Annotated in this window: 8 protein-coding genes; 2 read left to right on the top strand and 6 right to left on the bottom strand. The window is 29.0% G+C overall.

Features of this window, described 5'->3' with window-relative positions:
- Positions 1-621: 621 nt before the first annotated feature.
- The 5 genes from A3M9_RS0106595 to ltrA all read right to left on the bottom strand — a co-directional run bounded on the left by A3M9_RS0106595 (position 622) and on the right by ltrA (position 6141).
- Complete coding sequence (locus A3M9_RS0106595; RefSeq protein WP_027308524.1) at positions 622-936, bottom strand: PTS fructose transporter subunit IIB; 315 nt, start codon at positions 934-936, stop codon at positions 622-624.
- A gap of 27 nt (positions 937-963) precedes the next feature.
- Positions 964-1989 (bottom strand): PTS fructose transporter subunit IIC, encoded by a 1026-nt coding sequence (locus A3M9_RS0106590; RefSeq protein WP_027308523.1) that lies wholly within the window; start codon positions 1987-1989, stop codon positions 964-966.
- Between the two features lie 53 nt (positions 1990-2042).
- Positions 2043-2483 carry a PTS sugar transporter subunit IIA gene (locus tag A3M9_RS0106585; protein ID WP_027308522.1) on the bottom strand — a complete coding sequence of 147 codons (441 nt, stop codon included), beginning with the start codon at positions 2481-2483 and terminating at the stop codon, positions 2043-2045.
- The gene (locus tag A3M9_RS0106580; protein WP_035166021.1) at positions 2473-4458 is read right to left on the bottom strand and encodes a BglG family transcription antiterminator; all 1986 of its coding nucleotides are present in this window, start codon (positions 4456-4458) and stop codon (positions 2473-2475) included. Before A3M9_RS0106580 ends, A3M9_RS0106585 begins: the two co-directional genes overlap by 11 nt.
- A gap of 273 nt (positions 4459-4731) precedes the next feature.
- A complete protein-coding gene (gene ltrA, locus A3M9_RS0106575; RefSeq protein WP_027308520.1) occupies positions 4732-6141 on the bottom strand; it encodes a group II intron reverse transcriptase/maturase in 1410 nt (469 codons plus the stop codon).
- Between the two features lie 477 nt (positions 6142-6618).
- Between ltrA and A3M9_RS15060 the strand changes: the two genes are divergently transcribed.
- Together A3M9_RS15060 and A3M9_RS13355 are read left to right on the top strand one after the other, a co-directional pair.
- Positions 6619-6891, top strand: a complete 273-nt coding sequence (locus A3M9_RS15060) for a TIGR00366 family protein (protein WP_370882847.1) — start codon at positions 6619-6621, stop codon at positions 6889-6891.
- A gap of 16 nt (positions 6892-6907) precedes the next feature.
- Positions 6908-7828: a TIGR00366 family protein gene (locus A3M9_RS13355; RefSeq protein WP_370882848.1), complete on the top strand. Its 921-nt coding sequence runs from the start codon at positions 6908-6910 to the stop codon at positions 7826-7828.
- Positions 7829-8188: 360 nt separating this feature from the next.
- On the opposite strand, the gene A3M9_RS14170 is transcribed toward A3M9_RS13355, so the two are convergent.
- Complete coding sequence (locus A3M9_RS14170) at positions 8189-12118, bottom strand: AAA domain-containing protein (RefSeq protein WP_027308519.1); 3930 nt, start codon at positions 12116-12118, stop codon at positions 8189-8191.
- Positions 12119-12238: the final 120 nt, after the last annotated feature.

The raw sequence follows: 12238 nt of genomic DNA, 5'->3' as shown, positions 1-12238 counted from the left end.
ATCATAGGCTTTTCTTCCTCTGTTTTCACTATATTTTTCTTTTACGATATCATATACAAAAGAAAAATCAATAATTGAATCTATTTTAACAAGAAGATGATCTTTAGGTACTAATTTTTCATATATCATATTTGTCATAATATCAATTTGTTGATTGTTCTTATTAAACATAAAAGACCTCCAAAAAAATATTTATGCATATTTATTATACCATAATATTTTTTCGGAGGTCTCCCACCCAGGTGAAATGTGACATTTTTCATTTATTGCAACAAAGCTTTAGTATACACAAATTATTATAATACCTAAATTTAATTATAATATTATCATAATTAAAAAATGAAAAATATATATAATCAACTATTTACTTTCAATTTATTTTAATTTAATATCAAAAGACTTTGTTTGCAACTTATAAATAAACTCACAAAGTAAAAACACAGCATAATTTGCTTTTATATGAATTTACAATAAAACATTTTTATACTATTTATTCGCAAATTTTCTATTCTAACTTCTAAAGTTTTTTCTACCTTGGTTACCCCTTTATATAAATAAAAAATTAAGCCGCTTAAGTGACTAAATCACTTAAGTGGCCAATTATTGTACTAATTAACGCTGTTATTTATTTTTTAGTTGATTTACTGCCTCTTCTATTACAGCCTTTGCATTTTTTATTACCTTTTGAGCCTCAACTCTAAATATAGCCTTATCTTTAAACCTATTTTCTTCTTTAACTGCTACATCAGCTGCAAATATAACTAAATCTGCCTCATTTGCTTCTTTTTGAGATATTTTGTTTTCTATACCTATTGATCCTTGTGTTTCTACTTTGATACTATATCCTAAGCTTTTTGCGGCTCTTTCTAATGCTTCTGCAGCCATATAAGTATGTGCTATTCCTGTTGGACAAGCTGTCACTGCTACTATCTTCATTTGTCTCACCTCTCTATATTATAAAACTTATTCCTCAACAACTTCAACATTCTTCTTTAATGCATTTACCATAAGTGCTGTCACAATAACACCTACAATAACAGCCACTATAAACATCAATCTATTATCTACAACTGGAAGAACTATTGGTCCACCATGCGGAGCATGATCCCCAACTTTACCTATAGCAGCAATTGCTGCACCTACTGCTGAACCAGTCATTATGGAAGGAATTACTCTTAATGGATCTGCTGCTGCAAAAGGAATTGCTCCTTCTGTTATACCAATTAACCCCATAGCAATTGCACCTATACCTGCTTCTTGCTCAGCCTTAGTATATTTTTTCTTGTTTAACAATGTTGCAACTCCCATTCCAAGTGGTGGTATACATATAGCTACAGCTACTGGTCCCATTATTGTTACTACACCTTCACCAATCATAGCTGCTGCAAACATAAATGCTACTTTATTAACTGGTCCACCCATATCAAACGCAATCATTGCTCCCATTATAAGTGCTAATACAACTGCGTTTCCAGTACTCATTGACTTTAACGTATTAGTTAAACTTGTCATTAAACTACTTATTGGAGAACCTATAACATAAATCATTAAGAAACCTACAATTAGTGAAGTAAGTAAAGGTATAACAAATATTGGCATAATAGGTCTTAAGTTTTTATGAACTTTCCATCCTTTAATCCATCTTGCAGTATATCCCGCTATAAATCCTGCAACAATACCTCCTAAAAAGCCTGCTTTAAGATTGTTTGCAAGTACACCACCTACAAGTCCAGGAGCTATACCCGGTCTATCTGCAATACCAAATGCTATAAATCCTGCAAGGACTGGAACCATCATACTAAAAGCTGCTACTCCTATGTCCATCATACTTTTTAACATAGGATTTGTAACTACAGCACCCTCTCCTGCTTTAACACCGCTTAGTGCAATTGAAAATGCTATAAGCACACCACCAATAACTACTATTGGTATCATATAGGACACACCAGTCATCAAATACTCTCTGATTTTCTTTAATTCTTCTTTCATTTTAAATCCCCCTCATTAATTTAATATTTATTAGAACTAATAAGTCCTTCTGTTTAAATTGAATTCAAAATATCCATAACTTCATCTTTTGTTTGGGATCTTCTGAGCTTGTCTACAAAAGTGTCATCCATTAACTTTCTTGAAATTCGTGATAAAATCTGTAGGTGTAAATCATTCGCATCTTTTTCAGGAACTCCTAACAAAAATACTAAATCAACCGGTTTACCATCTAATGATTCCCATTCAATTTGTTGATTAAGCTTTGCAAAAACCATCATTGATTCTTTGACAGAATCTGTTTTACCATGAGGTATTGCTATACCATTTCCAACTCCTGTTGTAAATAATTTTTCTCTGTCTAAAACAGTTTGTACATAATCATTAACAGATGTAATTTTGCCTTGAGCAAATGCTAACTCTGCTAATTCTTTAATTACCTCCTCCTTTCTATTTGATTTCAAATTCAATACTATTAAATTTTGATCAATCACCATTTAAAACTCCCCCTATTATTTGTTTTACTTCTATGATTTCCTTTGAAGTTTTAATTTTTTTAATAAAACTTTTATCTTCTATAGCATTGTAAAGATTCTTAAATAGAAATTTTCCTTCTTTTAAATCCTTTTGTGCTATGCTTATCATTAATATAACATCAACATATTCATTCCCCCATATTATGGGTTCTTTTAAGGTTAGCAACGATATTTTTGATTTTTTTACTAACTCAGGATTTGCATGTGGTATAGCTACACCATTTCCAATAGATGTATATGTCATTTTTTCTCTTTCTACTAAGTTTTTATAGTATTCTTTATCTACATAGTTTCTCTTTATAAGTTCATTTGATAAAAACTTTAACACTTCATTTTGTTTTTTAAAATTACAATTTAAAAATATCAAATTTTCATCAATAATCCTCTCTACAAAAAACTTACTATCTTTTTTGTTTTTCATATAATTAATGTAATACTCTATTTTTTTTATATCAGCTTGAGTTAGAATTGGCTTTACTTGTAGCACTGGCTTTATACTATATATTGGTATAGTAGAAATTATAAAGTCAATTTCATCCAATTTAAGTTTTTCAAGCTCTAAATATGATACTGTATCGACTATATCAATTTCTCTAAAACTTTTTTGTATTCTGGCAGCCAATAACTGTGATGTACCTATTCCACTTGAACAAACAACAAATACTTTGAATGGTTTTATATTTCTCTCAACAGCTGCACCTATATGTAATGCTATATATCCAATTTCTTCTTCTGGAATTTTTACACCTAAATATTTATTAAATACAGTGCTGGCCATCCAAGCTACACCAAAAAATTCTGAATAATTTTCTTTAATTTCATTTAAAACTGGATTTCTCAAGGCTAAACCATATTTTAATCTGTTTATTGTTGGCCTTAAATGTAGTATAAGTCCATTTAATAGTTGTTCATCTTTTTCTAAATATGTACCTAATGACCTCTGTGCAATATCAATTATTTCCTTTGCCATCACAACAGACAAATCATCTTCTTTTATATTGTTTACTAAATTAAACACATCGTCCTTTTTATTTTGTTGCATTTTTGCTCCAAGTATATGTAGGAGAATATATATAACTTCTGATTTTGGGAATTTTACGTCAAAGGCCTTTTCTATATTTTTAGTAACCTCTAACGCAACATTAAATTCTTCCTTTTCCTTAATTTCATAAACTATATCTTGTGGTATATCTATATCATTACCTTCTTTTAACCTTTTGATAGATATTGCAATGTGAATTATAAGACTTATAAAAGCATCATCTGTAAATCTAACTCCCATTTTTTCTTCTGAATTTTCTACTATTTTTTCTAACAATTTATAATCTAAATCTACCAACTCTTTTAATTTTTCAATTGTTTTAAAATCTAATCTTGTTGTAATATTGTTAAATAAAATTTCTTCTAATTCCTTTTTATCTTTTTCACTTACAATCAAATGTGCTATTGCATTTCTAAAATTTTCTTCATTCCCAATTATTTGAATACCATAATTTGTCTTTTTAATGAGTTTAAGATTAAAATTCATTAACCATTTTTGTACATAATCAATATCTTTATGAATTGTAACTTTACTAACATACAGTTCTTGTGCAAGTTCTGCGATTGTTATATTTGATTTTTTCATTAATAACCTTTTTATAATATAATCTCTTCTGAACTCTGGAGTATATGGTTCTATAAAACCACTTCTAAATTTATAATTTTGTAGTAACTCTACTCGTTTTTCTTCATCAACTTTTATTCTTATCCCATATCTTGGCTTCTTTTCAAGATAAACTCCGTTATTAAATAGAATTTTTTCAACTTCCTTCAAATCATTTCTAACTGTTTTATTTGATACATTTAATTTTTCAGCAATTTCATCAATTGTTATATAAGACTCATTTGTTTCTAATAAAATTTCTACAATTTTATCTACTCTATCTTGGCTCATATTTATCCCCTTTTTACCACATTGAATATGGTAATACTTATTCAATTAATTTTATTTTATTTACATTTCTTAATTATATTATATTTCTAAAAATATAGTTTTTTCAATACATGTAGCCTATATTTATGTTTCCGCATTAATGTGGTAAATGTTTATTAATAACAAACAAAATAGTTTTATTATAAATATTCCAATTGAGTAGGAGCTGAATAATTATTTTATTCAGCGTCCTCTCACACCACCGTATGTACCGGCCTGGTATACGGCGGTTCGTTAGTTTCCATGCATTTTAGAATACTGTGAGATTAGGCTCTTATAGCCTAATTGATTGAAATATTCGTTAGTTAGAGTTGTTGATAGAATGTGACTGTTTGCTATATGCCAGTATCCTTTTCGGGTATTGGCATATATTTTTGCAAAATAAGGCCTCATTCCTAACTTTATCAGATTCCTTATCCTTGTTCTGACCTTTTTCCATAGTTTCCACTCACACATTCTTAATCTTCTTCTTATCCATTGGTCTAATTCTTCCATGTGTTTCTTCGCTTTTGCAAGTGAAAAGTAGTTTACCCATCCAATGATTATCGGATTGAGTTTATTAATTCTTTCCTCTGTACTTAAAGGATTTCTTCGACTCGTTATTTCTCTTATTTTGTTCTTGAACTTCTTTATGCTTTCTTCTGCTATCCTTATTTGAGATTTACCTCTCGTTAAATAGAATGAAAATCCAAGAAATTTCCTTTTCCATGGTCTATCAACTGCACTTTTGTTCCTATTTACTTTTAGTTTAAGGACTTTTTCAATATATTCAGTTATGTTCTCTTTGACTCTTTTAGCTGCTCTTTCACTTTTAACAAATATATTACAGTCATCTGCATATCTGCAGAATTTATGTCCTCTTCTTTCTAATTCTTTATCCAAGTCGTCAAGGATTATATTTGCTAAAAGTGGGCTTAATGGCCCTCCCTGCGGTGTTCCTTCTTCATTCTTTACTTTTATTCCATTTAACATAACTCCAGATGTTAGATAGGCTCTTATTAATTTTAAAACCCTCTTATCTTTAACTTTTCTTGCTACACGGCTCATCAAAATATCGTGATTTACTTTGTCAAAGAATTTCTCAAGGTCTAAGTCTACGACCCATCTATATCCTTCATTTATGTATTCATTTGCTTTCTTTACTGCATCTTTTGCACTTCTGTTTGGTCTGAAACCATAACTATTATTAGAAAAACCTTTATCAAATATTAGTGTTAATTCTTGGGCTATCGCCTGTTGTATTAATCTATCAAGTACAGTTGGTATACCAAGTAGTCGAATTCCTCCATTAGGCTTTGGAATCTCCACTCTTCTAACTGGTTGCGGTTTATATTCCCCTTGTAGTATTGCTAATTTTATTTCTGGCCACTCTTGTATTAGAAAGTTCCGAAGTTCATCGGTTGTCATTCCATCTACTCCATGGCTCCCTTTATTAGCAACTACTCTCTTATATGCTCTTTGCATATTTTCTCTTGAGAGTATTCTTTCCAAGGTTCCGTATTCTTGTGCACTGGTTTCTCCTTCTGAGACTGCCGGAGATACTCTATGCACTTCTTGTTTACCTTCGTGTTCCACACTATTATCAACAAGATAGCCTGTATATTCAGTTTTCTGCAATCTTTGAATATCTCTCGAAGTCTTCAAAATTCAAAACCTCAAAGCGTAAGTCCTTCCCACGATAACGCGTATTTCGTAGTACTATGACGTCTGCTGACTTCTAACAGTTCAGCTACCCATCACTGAGTAGGTTACCATTAGGAAAGTCCATTCCTTTAATGGTGTATCTGTTAGACCTCCCCGGGTAAGAGCGACCGCCTTCATCCCATATACTCGCCACATTTACTGTATGAGGTTCGGGTAGTGTTGGACTTTGTTTTGTTTAGCAAACTCGTCCGCCTCAAATCAGCCTCGTATGTGGTTCTTGTTCATCGAGCCAGGACTTTGCCTCCGGCTTCCTTCAGATTCCACCTCACGATGGACACCCTTGCCATTGGCTAATGGTTCCCACTACCAAGCCCATAGCGGACTTTCACCGCCAAGCTGTCGACCATGCCGGGCACACATAAAATAAGTGATATGGCAACCATATCACTTATTTGATAATTTAAGGGGAATGAAGTTATGTTTAAAAAAATTACTAACGCATGCGTTAAATTTGTTGAACGCTACTTGCCAGATGCCTTTATTTTTGCCATTTTACTCACAATTATTGTTTGCATTTTAGCAATCTTTAAAACTGGCAAATCAGCAATTGATTTAGTTACATTTTGGGGTAAGGGTTTCTGGAGTCTTCTATGGTTTTCAATGCAAATGGTTTTAATACTTGTAACTGGACATGCTCTGGCTCAGGCACCAATTATCAAAAAAGCATTAACAAAAATCGCAAGTATTTAAAAAAAAAGCTTAAGCGATACTATTAGTAACTTTTATATCTGCAATTGCCTGCTGGTTAAACTGGGGATTTGGTCTTGTTATTGGAGGACTCCTTGCAAAAGAGCTATCAAGAAAAGTTAAAGGAGTTGACTATAGACTTCTTATTGCAAGTGCTTATTCAGGCTTTGTAGTTTGGCATGGCGGTCTATCTGGTTCTATTCCACTTAAGGTTGTTGAAGCAGGTGGTAGATTAAAGGGGGTTCAATTTGATAGCATACCTTTATCTCAAACACTTTTTACAAACTTCAACCTTGCAATTTCAATTATACTAATATTAACACTACCTTTAATAAATTACTTTATGATTCCAGACAAGGATAAAACAATTGAATTTAAGCCAGAAGAAGAAAAGGAATTTGAAATTATAAAGGACAATTCATTTTCTTCTAAGCTTGAAAATAGCATGTTATTGACATTAATAATTTCTATTTTAGGTTTTGCATATATAATAAAATATTTTTCAAATGGCGGAAGTTTATCTCTTGATTCTGTAAATTTAATATTCCTATTTACAGGAATCCTACTACATAAAACTCCAATTAGATATATTAAAGCTGTAGATAATGCAATAAAGGGAACAGCAGGTATAGTTCTACAATTCCCATTCTACGGTGGCATTATGGGTATTATGGTTGAGTCTGGACTTGCATCAATAATAGCTAATTGGTTTGTAAGTATTTCTTCAGCAAAAACACTACCTCTTTTTACATTTTTAAGTGCTGGATTAATAAATCTTTTCATTCCGTCTGGTGGTGGTCAATGGGTTGCTCAAGGACCAATTATTGTTAAGGCCGCTCAATCTTTAAATTTTCCACTTGGAAAGGCTGTTATGGCTCTTGCATGGGGAGACGCATGGACAAACATGATTCAACCCTTCTGGGCACTTACTATAATATAACTTGCAAAGCTTGGAGCAAAGGATATAATGGGATATTGTTTGGTTGATTTGATTTATTCGGGTATAATAATTTGTTTGATTTTTATATTGTTATAAATATTAAGTTAACAAAAGGTGAATACCACCTTTTGTTAACTTTTTTTATCAATATCAAACTAAACCACTTTTCATCTTCTCTATCCAGTCTTACAAATATTGTTCTATAATTTATATTGAGTTTTTTCTAAACATATAATTTTAACTTCTCTTATTTTCTATTACAATAACTATAATAAATCCTATTTGTAATATTTTATAACGAAATTTCCATACTGCAATATATAAATTTCATTATTAAAGAGTTGAGAAACATCCCAATTCTTAAGCATAAGCTTGTATTTCTTTTTTTAAAAACTCTTCTATTTTATCTATCTCTTTTTGAGGATTTTCCCACCAATCTCTACTCCAAATTCTTATTATATTCCATCCTCTTGATTCTAAAAATCTCTGTCTATGAATATCCCTTTCTCTTGCAGATTTTGAACTGTGATAAGTTGCACCATCACATTCTATTCCCAATATATATCTTGATGTATTAGGGTCATAAATAGCTAAATCTATTTTATATCCCGATACACCAACCTGCGTATCTACACAATATCCTCTTTCAACTAAAGCGTCATAAACCTGCAGTTCAAAATCACTATCAAATGTCTTTTGAGTGCTTGGTGATAAATCTGAATCTAAAATGCTGTTTAAAATAGCATCAACCATCTCTTTATTTCCATTTGAAACTTCCCTTACATATTGTAAATATTTTTTTAGAAGTTTTGGACCATTATTTTTAGTTGAATCTACATTTAATTCTTCAGGTTCAATTGAAGTAACAACATATATTTTTTTCTTTGCTCTACTTATTGCTACATTTAATCTATTTTCTCCTCCATCCATAGATAGAGAACCAAAATGTGCTAAAATCTTACCATTTTCATTTGGTGCATACCCTATAGAGAATATAATTATATCCCTTTCATCACCTTGTACATTCTCTATATTCTTTATAAATAAACTCTTGTCCTCTCCATCTTCTAATCTATCTCTTTCCTTTAAAAGAAGCTGTTTAAAATACAAATCTTTAGATGCAACATTATCAAGCATTTCATCTATTAAGTCCCTTTGTGTAATATTAAAGGTTATTATTCCTATAGTTTCATTTTCTTTTCTATTTTTCAATATATCTCTAACCAATTCCACAACCTTTTCTGCTTCTTCTACATTAGTTTTCTTAATCCATCTTCCATTTACCTTTATTCTCTCTATCGGCTTAAACTTAGATATATCTGTTTTTTCTATATTAGGTGAAATTTTTAATCTTCCACCATAAAAAGCATAATTTGAAAAATTAATTAACTCTTGATATTTAGAACGATAATGGTAATTTAAATGAACAGAATCATATCTAACCTTAGCTAAATCTAACAAACTTTCCTCTTCTAATGCTGCTGCTACCTCTAAATCTTCATATTCTTCTTCATCATCAAATTTTAACTTAAATACAGATGTAGGTCTTAACTGTTTATCATCTCCTGCTATAACAGCTCTTTTACCTCTATATATTGTAGGTATTGCATTTTCAATAAACATTTGAGAAGCCTCATCAAATATAACAATATCAAATAATCCATTTACCAAAGGTAAAATTTCTGATGTAGTTTCTGGATTTAAAAGCCAGCATGGAAACAAATCAAATACTATGTCCTTAAATTCATCTGCATACTTTCTAATAGGCCAAAGCATCTTTTTCTTTTCTGCCTGTCTTTTAAACTCCTTATATCTACTTGAATTATTATTTACACTTTTTATAAAAATACTATTCCATTTCTCAATTATATGTTGTGCTATTAATTGTCTTTTATTTATCATATATTTTTTACTATCTTCTACTAAATCATAATATTTTTTATATAATGTAGTTTTTTCCTTATCTTGATTTTCTATTTTATTTATATTATATAAAATAAAATACTCTTCCATGTTATTTATTATTTTATAAGCATAATCTAAATCATTTGTTATTTCATATACAAAATCTAATATATTTTTTTCTTTATCTGAAATCCAATTTAATCTAGAAATAATTTCTCTATAATCTTCATATATACTCAAGCAATCTATTAATTTATTTATATATTCACTTAAATCTTTTAAATCATATATGCTTTTTATTAATTCTTCATATTCATTTTCCACTACTATATTTTTTATAAAGTCAAATTTATTTTTAAATGCATCTATCTTTTCTTTTCCATTTAAAAGAATTTTAAATATTTCTTGTCCTCTTTTTTCGTATTCCTTTTTATTCTCCATTTCTATTTTTTTATTTTTACTATAATTTAGCCAATAAATTAGACTCCACCATCTACCATCATTCAATTTAACTAAAAGTTCACCATTTATCTCTTTATTTATACCTTCACTTAAAGCGATTATATCCTCATCCAATACGTTTCCTTTGTCTTTATAAAAATTCAAAAGTTTCTCCTTAGACATTTCATCTAAATCTAATTTAATCTCTGAATTATTATACTTATTTTTTATGTTGTTTAATTTATCTACATAATTGTCTATGTCAAAACAATCTATATCTTCTTTCATTTTTAATATCATACTATTACAAAGATATCTTTTGTATTTAAAATAATCATCAATAATACCTTTTTTAAGTATATTTTCAACACTTGATTTTACATCATCATACTTATATTCTTCAATAAAACTGCACTCTTTAAATTTCCTAAATATTTCATATCTATCATCTTCCTTTGAAACTATCTTTTTAGACATTGAATACATTTTTTGTAATGTTAATCCAAATTCTCTTTCCATGTGAAGAAAATCTCCAAGCTCCTCCAGTTTCAAAATATTATTATCTACTTTTTTAGAATATGTTTTTATTTCATTCAATGTTTTTGTATTATTAACCTCTATGTTTTCTAAAACATTTTTAACTTTTTCATAAAAATCCTTTTTGTCTTTATTAGAATCATGTAAAAGAACAACCTTTGAATTTATTTTAGATAACCTATTATATATAACATCAAGTGCGGCCCTTTTTTCTGAAACCATTAAAACCCTTTTCCCTTTAGATAAGGCATCTGAAATTATACTTGCAATGGTTTGAGATTTACCTGTACCAGGTGGACCATAAATTACAAGTTGTTTTGTTGAATCAGTCATCTTAACTGCCTTTTCTTGACTAAAATCTAATTCTGTTAAAAAATAAAAATCTTCTTCTTTTATTTTTTCAAATTCATCGTTAAATAAATCACTAGTATCTTCATTATCTCTTATATCTTCATTAATCAATAGCTTTTTAACCAACTCATTTTCTTTATTAGTTTTTTCTAATCTTAAATAATCATCATATATTGAATTTGCTACGGGAAAACGACCTAATATCAAATATGGCTTTACAACCAATTCTCCTATCCCATAATTAATTACAGTATCTGACTTTGTTTCGATAAATTTTTGAACATTTGTATCTTCTGGCATTTTTAGTTCTACACCTATTTTATCTAAATACTCAACAATATTCTTAAAATCATTAAACCCTAAATCTGACAATTCCTCAAATTCATTTTCTACTTCTTCATTTAATTGTACACCATTAAACTTAGAAAATGCCAATAAAAATACTTTATTTATCATCACATTCTGCTCTAAAATATTTTCTAAAAACCATTCATCTCCTATTTTGTTTATCTTTACAGGGAACAACAAAAGTGGAGCCTTTACAAATGTTTTGTCCTTTAAATACCCTTCTACAAATGGATATCCAACATACATTTCATATCTACCTGTTTCCTTTTCAGTAGATAATATTTCCTTATTTAAATAATTTAATGAATTTGAATAATCTATTATTGTTTCTACTATAGATTCTATCCTTAGCTTTTCCTTTTGCAATTTTTCTTGATATTTAATTTCTATCTTTTGTTTTTCTTCTATTTTTTCTTTATCTTCTATTTGTAACTTTATTATTGCTTCCTTCATTTGATTTTCTATATTTTTTTGCAAACTAGATATCTGTTGACTTTGCCATTTATAAGGGTCAATTATAAGCTTAATTCTTCCTTTACTTCTAGAAAACAGATATTTTAAAATATCTTTATCTATATTATCTTGAAATTTTTTAAATAAAAACAAATCAAACGAGTTCTTTTTATATAATTTTTTCATTACAAGACTTCTGTTTTTACCGCTTAAATTAATTAATCTTTCTTTATATTTTTTAAATATCTCTTGCACATTATCACCTTCTATAATTTTCTATTTATTGCATTATATACAATATTATTGTATTAAAAAAACATTTAAATCTCAACAGGTAAATCTATAGTACATTGTATATTATATTCATATATTAAA

Origin of the sequence: Caloramator sp. ALD01, from assembly GCF_000472625.1 — a bacterium.
Taxonomy (GTDB): Bacteria; Bacillota; Clostridia; order Clostridiales; family Caloramatoraceae; genus Thermobrachium; species Thermobrachium proteoclasticum.
This window is presented reverse-complemented; position numbering and strand designations above follow the sequence as displayed.

What these genes read in the sequence shown, in the direction of transcription:
- A3M9_RS0106595 (WP_027308524.1), bottom strand. Translation starts at nt 936, where the DNA reads ATGAAGATAGTAGCAGTGACAGCTTGTCCAACAGGAATAGCACATACT.
- A3M9_RS15060 (WP_370882847.1), top strand. Translation starts at nt 6,619, where the DNA reads ATGTTTAAAAAAATTACTAACGCATGCGTTAAATTTGTTGAACGCTAC.
- A3M9_RS0106590 (WP_027308523.1), bottom strand. Translation starts at nt 1,989, where the DNA reads ATGAAAGAAGAATTAAAGAAAATCAGAGAGTATTTGATGACTGGTGTG.
- A3M9_RS0106580 (WP_035166021.1), bottom strand. Translation starts at nt 4,458, where the DNA reads ATGAGCCAAGATAGAGTAGATAAAATTGTAGAAATTTTATTAGAAACA.
- A3M9_RS0106585 (WP_027308522.1), bottom strand. Translation starts at nt 2,483, where the DNA reads ATGGTGATTGATCAAAATTTAATAGTATTGAATTTGAAATCAAATAGA.